We start from the raw sequence: 11,999 nt of genomic DNA on the forward strand, positions 1-11,999 counted from the left end.
CCATCCCCGGTCGAAAGCGCGCTAAAGCGAGCTCGAGCCCTGGCTTCACCACGCCCGATCTTGCATCGATCAAAGATGCGGTTTACGCCCTCTGGCCTGAAACGCGTCGAGAAAATCGACGATGTGTTTCAGGCTTTATTCTTGAGCGTATCGTAGCGCAAAAACCGCCATGCGCTTTTGGGCGACATGCTACCGCAGGAGCTTCCAGACCATGCTTGACATCAAGTGGATTCGCGACAACCCGAAGGCCCTTGTCGAGGCGCTGGTCAAGCGCTCGTGGTCGGCCGACGATGCACAGTCCACGGTCGACGGGCTGATCGCCAGCGACGAGGCGCGGCGCGAACACGTCACCGAGTTGCAGACCAAGCAGGAACGCCGCAACGCCGCCTCGAAGGAGATCGGCAATGCCATGCGTTCGGGCGATGCAGCACTTGCCGAAAAGCTGAAAGCCGAAGTCGGCGACATCAAGACCTTCATCCAGAATGGCGAGGCGCGTGAACGCGAACTCGACAAGGCGCTGAACGACGCGCTGGCGGTGCTGCCCAACGTCCCGTTCGACGATGTGCCGGTCGGCAAGGACGAGCACGACAATGTCGTCAAGCACATCGTCGGCAAGGTGCCGACGCGCCCGAACTGGGTGAAGGAGCATTTCGAGATCGGCGAAGCGCTCGGCATGATGGACTTCGAGCGCGCGGCAAAGCTGTCGGGCTCGCGCTTCACCGTGTTGAAGAGCGGGCTGGCGCGGATGGAGCGTGCACTCGGCCAGTTCATGCTCGACCTGCACACGACCGAGCATGGCTATGAAGAGGTAAACCCACCTCTCTTGGTGAACGATGCTGCCATGCGAGGTACGGGGCAGCTACCAAAATTTAAGGAAGACCTTTTTATTGGAGCTGATATCCCAGGACGATCGAAGTTGGGGAAGGAGGCTCTCGCTCAGCATACGGATAGTGATATCGAACGCCTACGAGAGGGTAAGATTTCTTTCCTTGAGTTGGTGGACGAGATTTACGAGCGTGCTGAGACTCATGAGCAGTTTTGGCTCATCCCCACCGCCGAGGTCCCGCTCACCAATCTCGTTCGCGAAGAGATCACCGCGCATGAAAAGCTGCCGCTTCGCTACACCGCGCTGACGCCGTGCTTCCGCTCGGAAGCAGGCTCGGCCGGGCGCGACACGCGCGGCATGCTGCGCCAGCACCAGTTCTACAAGGTCGAGCTGGTGTCGATCACCGACCAGGAATCGTCGCTCGCCGAGCATGAGCGGATGACGCAATGCGCCGAGGAAGTACTGAAGCGGCTCGGCCTGCCGTTCCGCACCATGACGCTGTGCACCGGCGACATGGGTTTTGGCGCGCGCAAGACCTATGACATCGAGGTCTGGCTGCCCGGCCAGAATGCCTATCGCGAAATCTCGTCCTGTTCGGTGTGTGGCGACTTCCAGGCGCGGCGCATGGACGCCCGCTACAAGGACAAGGATGGCAAGGGCAACCGCTTCGTCCATACGCTGAACGGCTCGGGCACCGCCGTTGGCCGCGCGCTCATAGCCGTCATCGAAAACTACCAGAACGAGGATGGCAGCGTAACCATTCCTGAAGTGCTGCGGCCTTACATGGGCGGTCTGGAAAAGATCGAATCGAAATAATGCGGATTCTCCTGACCAACGACGACGGCATTCATGCCGAGGGCCTGGCGGTGCTCGAACGCGTCGCGCGCACGCTGTCCGACGATGTCTGGGTGGTGGCGCCGGAGCAGGACCAGTCCGGCTATGCGCATTCGCTGTCGATCTCGGAGCCGCTGCGGCTGCGCAAGATCGGCGAGAAGCATTTTGCCGTGCGCGGCACGCCGACCGATTGCGTCATCATGGGCGTCAAGAAGATCCTGCCGGGCGCGCCCGACCTGATCCTGTCCGGCATCAATTCCGGCGCCAACATCGCCGACGACGTCACCTATTCGGGAACCGTCGCCGGCGCCATGGAAGGCGCGCTGCTCGGCATCCGCTCGATCGCGCTCAGCCAGGGCTACAGCTATGTCGGCGAAGATCGCGTCGTTCCCTATGAGACGACAGAGGCGCTGGCGCCGGCGCTGCTGAAGAAATTGGTCGCGGCACCGCTGCCGGACGGCGTGCTGCTCAACGTCAATTTTCCCAACTGCCTTCCCGAAGAAGTCGCCGGCACGGTGGTCACCTCGCAAGGCAAGCTCGTGCACAGCCTGTGGGTCGACGAGCGCCGCGACGGGCGCGGCCTGCCTTACTACTGGCTGCGCTTCGGCCGCGAGCCGGTCGAAGGCAAGCAAGGCACCGACCTCCATGCCTTGCGCAACAGGCTTGTGTCGGTGACGCCATTGCAACTCGACCTCACCGCGCATGAAATCCGTGACCAGCTGAGCAAGGCACTTGCATGAACCAGGGCCTCCCAATCGATGACCGCGAAGGTTTTGCCGCCTTTCTGCTGCGCTTGCGCGGCAGGGGGACGGTGCCGAAGCCGCTGATCGCCGCGTTCGAGGCGACGCCACGGCGCGGTTTCCTCGGCGCCCAGTTCCATTCGATCGCCTGGTCGGACCGCATGCTGCCGATCGAATGCGGCGAGGCGATCGAGGGTGCCGACCTGCAGGCGGCGGTGATCGCGGCACTTGCCATCGAGCAGGGCAACCGCGTGCTCGAGATCGGCACCGGCTCCGGCTATACGGCGGCGGTGATGTCGCGGCTGGCGGCGCGGATCGTCACCACCGATCGCTACAAGACGCTTGTCGAGCAGGCCAGGCAGCGTTTCGAGGCGCTCGGCATCGGCAATGTCATCGTGCGCCATGCGGATGGTTCCGGCGGTCTGCCGAACGAAGCGCCGTTCGATCGCATCGTCGCCTGGGCGGCCTTCGACAGCCTGCCGCGCTTCCTGCTCGACCAGTTGTCGAGCGGCGGCATCGTCATCGCTCCGATCGGACCCGAAGAGGGCGAACAGGTGCTGGCCAAGCTGACCAAGGTCGGCAGCCGTTTTGAACGCGAGGACATCGGCCTTGTGCGCCTGCAGCCGATCCTGCGCAGCCTTGCCGCCGTCATTTAGTCCGCCCCCTAATATTTTAAGAAAAATTGCATCGGATTCCATGAGGTTAACCGACGAGTAACATTAACGCGCTTTAATCATACCTAGTTTGTACCGGGTATGTGCGGGTCAGTGCGATGCAACTCAGTGTTTTGAAGACAAATGGCCGCAATCTGATGCGTGGTTGCGCCGTCCTCATGGTCGCAGGTGTTGCGGCGGGGTGCAGCTCCCAGGCTTCACGCTTCAACAGTGTCGATGACGTCTTTACCTCGTCGACCAACAATCAGCGCGCCATCATCAACAAGCAAGAGCAGGACGCCGTGCAGCCCTATCCGGGCGATGTCGCGGCCGCTCCGGTCGACGGCAGCCATACTCAGTCGGTCAGCCGCTCCAGTCTCGAGCCGGTCTCGACACGGCCGCTGCCTCCGCCCGTTGCCCAGGCACAGCCGGCTCCCGCACTGGCGACTGCTTCAAAGCCGGTACGCACCGCATTGGCCCCGGCGCCGCATCTCGACCGGACCACCACGACCGGCACCGTCGCTCCGGCGGCATCGCCGTTCAAGGTCGCGCAGCCCGACGCACCGCGGGTCGCCGCGGCTGGCAATCCGCATGCAACCGAGATCGTCGTCAGGGATGGCGAGACGATTTCCGGCCTGGCGCAGCGCTACAAGGTGCCGGCCGACGTGATCATGAAGGTCAATGGGCTGAGCGCGACCAAGGGGCTGAAGACCGGCCAGAAGCTGATCATCCCGGCCTATGCTTACTCCAGCAAATCGGAACCGAAAGTCGCCGACGCCAAGCCGGCGAAAAACGGCAAGCACGACCTGCCGGCCACCGCGCCGGACAAGGTTGCCGTCCTGCCGCAGCAGCCGAAGCCTAAGGAAGGCAAGTCCGCGGCTCAGGTTGATGCTTCGGCCGCCGCAAACCAGCCCAAGGCGCCCAAGCCCGCGCCGCAGATGGCCGCGGCCAAGGCGACCGGCGCTGCTGGCACCTATACGGTCCAGTCAGGCGACACGCTTTCCTCGATTGCCAGGAAGACAGGCGTCGGCACCGTTGCACTGAAGCAGGCCAATGGCATGGAGAACGGCTTGCTCAAGATCGGCCAGACCTTGAAGGTGCCGGCCGGCGGAGCCGCGACCGTCGCCAGCGCCAAGCCGGCGAAGGTCGATCCGGTGACCACGGCCACCACGCAGCCCGCGGCAAAGACGACGCCGTCGGAAACGCTGGCGTCCTACACGCCGCCGAAGAAAGATTCGAAGGTCATTCAGCAGGCCGAGGACGACGACGCTGTCGCGCCAGACGCCACCGGCATCGGCAAGATGCGCTGGCCGGTGCGCGGCCGCGTGATCTCCGGTTTCGGGTCCGGCAAGGACGGCGTCGACATCGCCGTGCCAACCGGCACGCCGGTCAAGGCAGCCGAGAACGGCGTCGTCATCTACGCCGGCGATGGCCTCAAGGAATTCGGCAACACGGTGCTGGTGCGCCACGAGAATGGCCTGGTCACCGTCTATGGCCACGCCAGTTCGATCGAGGTCCAGCGCGGCCAGAAGGTCAAGCGCGGTCAGGAAATCGCGCTGTCGGGCATGAGCGGCACGACGGACTCGCCGAAGCTGCACTTCGAAGTGCGCAAGAATTCCGCCCCGGTCGACCCCTCTGGCTATCTCGAATAGTCGGGCTATCTCGAATAGAAGAAAAGAAGCGATTTTGCGGACCGCCTGACCTCCAGTCCGGCCCGCCGGCTCAGCCCGCCCCGCAAGGAGCGGGCTTTTTCAGTTGCTTGCGTGCAGGTCAATCCTTGAGCGGCTTGCCGAGACGGCCAGCCAGGTCCTGGGTGAACTGCCAGGCGACGCGGCCCGAGCGGCTGCCGCGCGTCGTTGCCCACTCCAGCGCCTCTGCCCGCAACGTCTCGGGATCGATTGCGAGGTCGTGATGGCGGACATAGCCGTCGATCATGTCGAGATATTCGTCCTGCGAACATTTGTGGAAGCCGAGCCACAGGCCGAACCGGTCGGACAGCGACACTTTTTCCTCGACCGCTTCGGACGGGTTGATGGCGGTCGAGCGCTCGTTGTCGATCATGTCGCGCGGCAACAGATGGCGGCGGTTCGAGGTGGCATAGAAGATGACATTGGCCGGGCGGCCCTCGACGCCGCCTTCGAGCGCTGCCTTCAGCGACTTGTAGGAGGTATCGTCGTGGTCAAATGAGAGGTCGTCGCAAAACAGGATGAAGCGGAAGGGCGCGGCCTTCAGCAGGCCCATCAGCTTCGGCAGCGTGTCGATGTCCTCGCGATGGATCTCGATCAGCTTCAATGGCAGGTCGGACCTGGCCCTGGCGTTGATCTCCGCATGCACGGCCTTGACCAGCGACGATTTGCCCATGCCGCGCGCGCCCCACAACAACACGTTGTTGGCCGCGTAACCGGCGGCGAAGCGTTCGGTGTTGTCGACAAGGATGTCGCGGACGCGGTCGACGCCACGGATCAGGCCGATGTCGACGCGGTTGACCTTGCTTACCGGCTCCAGATAGCCCGGATCGGCCTGCCAGACGAAGCAGTCGGCCTCGCCGAGGTCGGTTTCAGGCACCGGCGGCGGGGCGAGGCGGCCGACCGCTTCGATCAGGCGGTCGAGCTTCTTGTTGAGGGCATCAATGCTGCTGTCGGTCATGTCAGTCTTTTGTTTTTCGCGTTTTGACGTGGGAGTGTGCCGATTCAGTCGGGTTCGAAACCGGTTGCAACCTTTTGTTCGAGCGTGATCTTTTCCGAAAACCGGCTCGTGCTGTTGGCGATCATGCTCTAACACGGCTCAACAGGCCGGAAAAGCAGCCGATTTGGCCGGCCACGCAGTTGCATTGGCAACTTTACCGACTATATTCCGGCCAAATTTCAAGGGGCCGCCAAAGGTCACAGGACGGTTTGGCGGCTGTTTTCAAAATTCAGGAGTACCTCGATGTTCGTGACACCGGCATACGCCCAAGGCGTTGGGGCTTCTCCCGACATGTTCATCAGCATTTTGCCGTTTGTCCTGATTTTCGTGATCATGTATTTTCTGATCATCCGGCCGCAGCGTACGCAGCTGAAGAAGCGTGGCGAGATGCTGGCCGCGGTTCGTCGTGGTGACACGGTCGTCACTGGCGGCGGCTTCGTCGGCAAGGTGACCAAGGTGATCGACGACAACGAGCTCGAGATCGACCTCGGCGGTGGCACCAAGGTGACCGCACTGCGTTCGACGATCGCCGATGTGCGTGTCAAGGGCGAGCCGGTGGCGAACCAGAACGCCAAGAAATAACCGAATTTCAGGCGGAGCGATCCGCGGACACGCTCTGACGGACGACGCCATATGCTGTATTTTTCGCGCTTCAAGATGATCCTGATCTGGGTGGCCGTGGCCATCACAGTGATCCTCGCCGCGCCCAATCTGTTCTCCGCCAGCACGCTGGCGCAACTGCCCAACTGGGTGCCGAAGCGGCAGATGACACTCGGCCTCGATCTGCAAGGCGGCTCGCACATCCTGCTGGAGATGAACCAGAACGATCTGATCAAGGACCGGCTGGAGACGACGCGCGACGAAATTCGCACACTGCTGCGTGACGCCAAGATCGGCTATACCGGCCTTGCCGGCACGGGGCGGACCTTGCAGGTCCGCATCACCGATCCCGCTCAACTCGATGCCGCCAAGACGGCGCTGAAGACGCTGACCGATCCGGTCGCTGCCGGCCTGTTCACCGGTGGCTCCATCCAGGAAATGACGCTCGACGATTCCGAGCCCGGCCTGCTCAAGTTCAACGTCACCGATGCCGGCATCAAATACCGCACATCGACGGCATTGACGCAGTCGATCGAGGTGGTCGAACGTCGCGTCAACGAACTCGGCACGACCGAACCCATCGTGCAGCGGCAGGGCGACGACCGTATTCTTGTCCAGGTGCCGGGTCTGCAGGACCCGCAAAGGCTGAAGGAAATCCTCGGCCAGACCGCCAAGCTGACGTTCCAGATGGTCGACCAGTCGATGCCGGTGCAGGACGCGCTCAACGGCCGCCCGCCCGCCGGCTCGTCGGTGCTGTATTCGCAGGATGATCCGCCGGTTCCCTATCTGATCGAAAACCGCGTCATCGTCTCGGGTGAAAACCTCGTCGATGCGCAGGCGACATACAATTCGCAGAACAATGAGCCGGTGGTTTCGTTCCGCTTCGATTCGAAGGGTGCTGCGCGCTTCGGCCAGGCGACCTCGCAGAATGTCGGCAAGCTGTTCGCCATCATCCTCGACAATCAGGTGATTTCGGCGCCGCAGATCCGTGAGCCGATCCTCGGCGGTACCGGCCAGATCTCTGGCAATTTCACCGCCCAGAGCGCCAATGACCTCGCCGTGCTGCTTCGCGCCGGCGCATTGCCGGCGACGCTGACGGTGATCGAAGAGCGCACCGTCGGTCCGGGTCTCGGCCAGGATTCCATCCATGCCGGCAAGGTCGCCGGCATCATCGGCTCGATCCTCGTCGTGGCCTTCATGTTCGTTGCCTACGGCTTCCTCGGCTTCCTCGCCAACATCGCGCTGGCGGTGCACGTGGCGATGATCGTCGGGCTGTTGTCGCTGCTTGGCGCGACGCTGACCTTGCCGGGTATCGCCGGTATTGTGCTGACCATCGGCATGGCGGTCGATTCCAACGTGCTGATCTACGAACGTATCCGCGAGGAGCGGCGAAACGGCCGCTCCGTGATCCAGGCGATCGATACCGGTTTCACCAAGGCGCTGGCGACCATCGTCGATTCCAACGTCACGTCGTTGATCGCCACGGTGGTGCTGTTCTATCTCGGTACCGGGCCGGTGAAGGGCTTTGCCATCACCTACGCCATCGGCATCCTGACCACCGTCTTCACCGCCTTTACCTTCACCCGGCTGCTGGTGTCGATCTGGTTGAGGCGGGCCCGCCCGAAGGAATTGCCGAGGGCGCCGGTGACCTTCGTTCCGCCCGGCACGAAGATCCCCTTCATGGGCATTCGCCGCTGGACGTTTGCGCTGTCGAGCCTGCTGTCGGTCCTGTCGGTCGTGCTGTTCATGACCGTCGACATCAATTATGGCATCGACTTCAAGGGCGGTTCGCTGATCGAGGTGAAGGCCAAGAGCGGCAACGCCGATATCGCCGATATCAGAGGCAGGCTCTCGGAACTCAACATTGGCGAAGTCCAGGTGCAGCAGTTCGGCGACCCGAACGACGTGCTGATCCGTGTCGGTACCCAGGATGGCGGCGAGAATGCCGAACAGACGGTCATCGACAAGGTTCGGGGCGAGCTGCAGGACAATTATGATTTCCGCCGCGTCGAAGTGGTTGGACCGACGGTTTCCGGGGAGTTGGCCAAGCAAGGCACCATTGCCATGCTGGTCGCGCTGCTCGGCATCCTGGTCTACGTCTGGTTCCGCTTCGAGTGGCAGTTCGCGGTCGGCGCCATCATAGCGACGGTGCACGATGTGGTCATGACCATCGGCTTCTTCGTCATCACCGGGCTCGAATTCAACCAGTCCTCGCTGGCGGCGATCCTGACCATCATCGGCTATTCGCTCAACGATACGATCGTGGTCTATGACCGTGTCCGCGAGGATCTGCGAAAATACAAGCGGATGCCGCTGCCGCAACTCCTGAACAACGCCATCAACGAGACGCTGTCGAGAACGACGCTGACCTCGGTGACGACAATCCTGGCGCTGCTGGCGCTGGTGCTGTTCGGCGGCGAGGTGATCCGTTCGTTCACCATGGCGATGCTGTTCGGCGTCGTGTTCGGCACCTATTCGTCGATCTTCATCGCGGCACCGCTGCTGATCCTGTTCAAGCTGCGGCCTCAGGCTGCAGCCGACGAGGAGAAGCCGGTCGGCGGCAGCAAGGCGGTCGCGACCTGAAGCGCGGCCCCGAAGGGGTGACAGAACGGTGACCGGCAAAGGCATCGTCATCCGCGAGGCGCATTTCCCCGGCCGCGCGCCGATCGAGGCCTATGGCAATGGCGGCTTCCGCTTCGCCGACATGTCGCATCGCGGTTCGCTGCTCTGTCTGCCGTCCGGCATCCATGGCTGGGAACCGGCGGATCCCTTGGTGCTGACGGCGGTGGATTTCGACAGGCTGCTGGCCGAAGCCGACAAGGTCGAAATCCTGCTGGTCGGCATGGGTCGGGACCTCCGGCCATTGCCGGCGGCACTGCGGGCCGCGCTGAAGGCGGCAGGCATTGCATCCGACCCGATGTCGACGGGTGCAGCGGTGCGGACCTACAATGTCCTTCTGGCGGAAGACCGCGCCGTGGCCGCCGCGCTCATTGCCGTCGATTGACATGTCTGAAAATGCCAAAATCGTCATGGACGCGGTGCGCGCCGCCGACCACGACCGCTACCTCACCGCGCTTTACGCGCCGGCCGACAAACGTGACGCGCTGTTTTCGCTCTACGCCTTCAACGCCGAGATCGCGGCCATTCGCGATCGCATCCATGAGGCGCTGCCGGGCGAAGTGCGGCTGCAATGGTGGCGCGATGTCATTGCTGCTGAAGATGATGGCACGGGCATCGGTCACCCCGTCGCCGACGTGCTGAAGGCGACCATTTCCGCTTGCCGCCTGCCAAAGCAGGCGTTCGACAATATGCTCGATGCGCGCATTTTCGACCTTTACGACGACCCGATGCCATCGCGCACCGATCTGGAAGGATATTGCGGCGAGACGGCAGCCGCGCTCATCCAGCTTGCGGCCATGGTGCTCGATCCCGACGAGGCGCCGCGTTTTGCCGAATTGGCGGGCAAGGCAGGCTGCGCACAGGCGGTCACCGGCCTGCTGCTCCTGCTGCCGCTGCACCGCAAACGCGGGCAATGTTTTGTCCCCGCCGATATCCTGGCCGCTGCTGGTTCGTCGCCCGAGGAGTTTGTTACCGGCGATGGTGGCCCTGGTGCGAAGCGCGCGGTGGCGGCGATGATCGCGCTGGCGCGGGACCATCTTTCCGCTTTCGAACAAGGCGCATCGGCTCTGCCGGTCTCGTTGTATCAGGCGTTTCTGCCGCTGGCCCTGTCGCGTGCCTATCTGGCGAAAATGGAGAGCGGCTCGCCGCTGGACCGTGTGGCGCGGCTGTCGGCCTTGCACCGGCATTGGCTGTTGCTGCGTCGCGCGAGCAAGGGTTGGCCTGTACTTTGACGTAAACGTCAATCATGCTAGGGAGTCTCCGGGCCAAAACTGTTGCCATAGACGACAGGCCAGCCCGGAGGAGATACCCATCCATGAGCTTGCCTTTGCTGGTCGCGATCGTCGCCCTTGGCATTGCGCTGTCGGTCGCCGCCGTGCATTTCACCGGCGGCAGCAAGACGGCCACGCTCGCCGGCACAGATCAGGCGCTGAGCCGTTTCGCCGAGGATTTTCCCGACGAAGTGGTGACGGTGGTGCGCCTGACGGCGGATGCCAGTACGGCGTTCCTCGATCTCGGGCGAGGGCGCATCGGGATCGTGCACGGCATTGGGGACTGCTTTTTGACCCGCATCGTCACGCCTCGGGACGCCACCGCTTTGCCTGCTGACAATGCAAACACGGTCTCGTTTCGGCTTGCCGATTTCACCTGGAAGGGCGGCCGCTTCAGCTTTGCCAGTGCAACTGATGCGCAAGGCTTGCTGAAAGCGCTTGAGCCCCAACACCTGAATTCCGCTGGGGAGGCGGCGTGATGGACAGCTACGATTTTCCGCAGGTCACCCAACTGGCCATTCCATTCTTCGTTGCCGCGATCCTGATCGAGCTTTGGCTGGTGCGCAGCGGCCGCGCCAAGGGCTCATTCGAGACGCGCGACACCTTGACCAGCCTGATGATGGGCACGGGCAACGTCGTCGCCGGGTTGCTGCTTGGGGTGTTGTCCTACTGGGCGCTGCTGTGGCTGTGGCAATTCCGCGTCTTCAATCTCGGCCTGTCCGTCTGGGTGTTCCTGGCCGCCTTCCTGCTCGATGACCTGCGCTACTATGTCTACCACCGCATTGCGCACAGGGTGCGCTGGGTGTGGGCCGAGCACGTCAACCACCATTCCAGCCAGCACTACAATCTGTCGACGGCGCTGCGGCAGAGCTGGACCGGGCTGTTCACCTTCATGTTCGTGCTGCAGGCGCCACTGGTGCTGCTCGGCTTCCATCCGGCGGTGATTGCTTTCACCTTCGGCTTCAACCTCGTCTGGCAGTTCTGGATCCACACCGAGACGATCGGCAAGATGTGGGGCTGGTTCGAGTTCATCTTCAACACGCCGTCACACCACCGCGTCCACCACGCCACCAATCCGCGCTATCTCGACGCCAACTATGCCGGCACGCTGATCATCTGGGATCGCATGTTCGGCACCTTCGTCGCGGAATTGGAGGAAGACCGGCCGCGCTATGGCATCGTCAAGAATCTCGGCACCTTCAATCCGTTGAAAGTGGCGTTCCACGAATGGATCGGCATGTTCAGGGATGTCTTTGCACCCGGGCTGAGCTTGAGCGACCGCCTGAACTATCTGATCAAGCCGCCTGGCTGGAGCCATGACGGATCGCGCGAAACCTCGGAGAGCCTGAAGGCCGCCTATGTCAGGCGAAATCCAGGCGAGGCCGGCAAGCCGGGGCTGCCGGCGGCAAGTGCCGAGGCTGCAGAATAGCTGTATCGTCATGGCTGCTATGAGGGTTCGCTAGAGCCGCCATCGCGCATCAGCGTCTCGTAGTCGCGACCGCCATAGAAAATGTTGACGATCCGCGAGACTATGATGATCCAGCGTCTCATCGTCGTTCTTAGCGAGAATGCGATCTCTGATCTCGAGGCGCCATCTGCGAAATCCGATTCTTTACCCGGTCGATCGCCTCGTCGAGCGGAACAGCCGGCCTCTTGTCCTCGATCGAAGCTTTCACCCGCGCCCTGATCGACGCCATGCGCTCGGCATGTTCTTCTTCCTCGCGCTGGAAGGCGCGAAGTGCAGCGCGGATGACTTCGCTTGCCGACCCGA

At 62.7% G+C, this 11,999-nt stretch carries 12 protein-coding genes; 10 read left to right on the forward strand and 2 right to left on the reverse strand.

Going from position 1 to position 11,999, the window contains the following annotated elements:
• The first annotated feature begins 211 nt into the window (after positions 1 to 211).
• The 4 genes from serS (at position 212) to ACFSOZ_RS07030 (ending at position 4,705) form a co-directional block, all read left to right on the forward strand.
• Complete coding sequence (gene serS / locus ACFSOZ_RS07015) at positions 212 to 1,642, forward strand: serine--tRNA ligase (RefSeq protein WP_379095210.1); 1,431 nt, start codon at positions 212 to 214, stop codon at positions 1,640 to 1,642.
• Complete coding sequence (gene surE / locus ACFSOZ_RS07020) at positions 1,642 to 2,400, forward strand: 5'/3'-nucleotidase SurE (RefSeq protein ID WP_379095213.1); 759 nt, start codon at positions 1,642 to 1,644, stop codon at positions 2,398 to 2,400. The genes serS and surE overlap by 1 nt, the downstream gene beginning before the upstream one ends.
• Positions 2,397 to 3,056, forward strand: a complete 660-nt coding sequence (locus tag ACFSOZ_RS07025; RefSeq protein ID WP_379095216.1) for a protein-L-isoaspartate(D-aspartate) O-methyltransferase — start codon at positions 2,397 to 2,399, stop codon at positions 3,054 to 3,056. The genes surE and ACFSOZ_RS07025 overlap by 4 nt, the downstream gene beginning before the upstream one ends.
• 116 nt (positions 3,057 to 3,172) lie before the next feature.
• Positions 3,173 to 4,705, forward strand: a complete 1,533-nt coding sequence (locus tag ACFSOZ_RS07030) for a peptidoglycan DD-metalloendopeptidase family protein (protein WP_379095219.1) — start codon at positions 3,173 to 3,175, stop codon at positions 4,703 to 4,705.
• 118 nt (positions 4,706 to 4,823) lie between these two features.
• Here ACFSOZ_RS07030 and ACFSOZ_RS07035 read toward each other — a convergent pair whose 3' ends face one another.
• Positions 4,824 to 5,699, reverse strand: coding sequence for an ATP-binding protein (locus ACFSOZ_RS07035; protein ID WP_379095222.1), 876 nt, complete (start codon positions 5,697 to 5,699; stop codon positions 4,824 to 4,826).
• 282 nt (positions 5,700 to 5,981) lie between these two features.
• Between ACFSOZ_RS07035 and yajC the strand changes: the two genes are divergently transcribed.
• The 6 genes from yajC to ACFSOZ_RS07065 all read left to right on the forward strand — a co-directional run bounded on the left by yajC (position 5,982) and on the right by ACFSOZ_RS07065 (position 11,657).
• Positions 5,982 to 6,320, forward strand: a complete 339-nt coding sequence (yajC, locus tag ACFSOZ_RS07040) for a preprotein translocase subunit YajC (RefSeq protein WP_008876289.1) — start codon at positions 5,982 to 5,984, stop codon at positions 6,318 to 6,320.
• 51 nt (positions 6,321 to 6,371) lie between these two features.
• The gene (gene secDF / locus ACFSOZ_RS07045; protein ID WP_379095225.1) at positions 6,372 to 8,921 is read left to right on the forward strand and encodes a protein translocase subunit SecDF; all 2,550 of its coding nucleotides are present in this window, start codon (positions 6,372 to 6,374) and stop codon (positions 8,919 to 8,921) included.
• A gap of 28 nt (positions 8,922 to 8,949) precedes the next feature.
• A complete protein-coding gene (locus tag ACFSOZ_RS07050; protein ID WP_379095228.1) occupies positions 8,950 to 9,342 on the forward strand; it encodes an Mth938-like domain-containing protein in 393 nt (130 codons plus the stop codon).
• A 1-nt stretch (position 9,343) separates the two neighbouring features.
• Positions 9,344 to 10,189, forward strand: coding sequence for a phytoene/squalene synthase family protein (locus ACFSOZ_RS07055; protein ID WP_379095230.1), 846 nt, complete (start codon positions 9,344 to 9,346; stop codon positions 10,187 to 10,189).
• A gap of 83 nt (positions 10,190 to 10,272) precedes the next feature.
• A complete protein-coding gene (locus tag ACFSOZ_RS07060) occupies positions 10,273 to 10,707 on the forward strand; it encodes a hypothetical protein (RefSeq protein WP_379095233.1) in 435 nt (144 codons plus the stop codon).
• Positions 10,707 to 11,657, forward strand: coding sequence for a sterol desaturase family protein (locus tag ACFSOZ_RS07065; protein ID WP_379095236.1), 951 nt, complete (start codon positions 10,707 to 10,709; stop codon positions 11,655 to 11,657). The genes ACFSOZ_RS07060 and ACFSOZ_RS07065 overlap by 1 nt, the downstream gene beginning before the upstream one ends.
• Before the next feature lie 130 nt (positions 11,658 to 11,787).
• Here ACFSOZ_RS07065 and ACFSOZ_RS07070 read toward each other — a convergent pair.
• The coding region (locus ACFSOZ_RS07070) for a type II toxin-antitoxin system ParD family antitoxin (RefSeq protein ID WP_379095240.1) at positions 11,788 to 11,999 on the reverse strand (212 nt) is incomplete at its 5' end.

The organism is Mesorhizobium newzealandense, from assembly GCF_042682145.1.
GTDB classification, from domain to species: Bacteria; Pseudomonadota; Alphaproteobacteria; order Rhizobiales; family Rhizobiaceae; genus Mesorhizobium; species Mesorhizobium newzealandense.

Bases quoted from the DNA above. Each gene is read 5' to 3' on its own strand.
- serS (WP_379095210.1), top strand. From the start codon at position 212: ATGCTTGACATCAAGTGGATTCGCGACAACCCGAAGGCCCTTGTCGAG.
- surE (WP_379095213.1), top strand. From the start codon at position 1,642: ATGCGGATTCTCCTGACCAACGACGACGGCATTCATGCCGAGGGCCTG.
- ACFSOZ_RS07025 (WP_379095216.1), top strand. From the start codon at position 2,397: ATGAACCAGGGCCTCCCAATCGATGACCGCGAAGGTTTTGCCGCCTTT.
- ACFSOZ_RS07030 (WP_379095219.1), top strand. From the start codon at position 3,173: ATGCAACTCAGTGTTTTGAAGACAAATGGCCGCAATCTGATGCGTGGT.
- ACFSOZ_RS07035 (WP_379095222.1), bottom strand. From the start codon at position 5,699: ATGACCGACAGCAGCATTGATGCCCTCAACAAGAAGCTCGACCGCCTG.
- yajC (WP_008876289.1), top strand. From the start codon at position 5,982: ATGTTCGTGACACCGGCATACGCCCAAGGCGTTGGGGCTTCTCCCGAC.
- secDF (WP_379095225.1), top strand. From the start codon at position 6,372: ATGCTGTATTTTTCGCGCTTCAAGATGATCCTGATCTGGGTGGCCGTG.
- ACFSOZ_RS07055 (WP_379095230.1), top strand. From the start codon at position 9,344: ATGTCTGAAAATGCCAAAATCGTCATGGACGCGGTGCGCGCCGCCGAC.
- ACFSOZ_RS07060 (WP_379095233.1), top strand. From the start codon at position 10,273: ATGAGCTTGCCTTTGCTGGTCGCGATCGTCGCCCTTGGCATTGCGCTG.
- ACFSOZ_RS07065 (WP_379095236.1), top strand. From the start codon at position 10,707: ATGGACAGCTACGATTTTCCGCAGGTCACCCAACTGGCCATTCCATTC.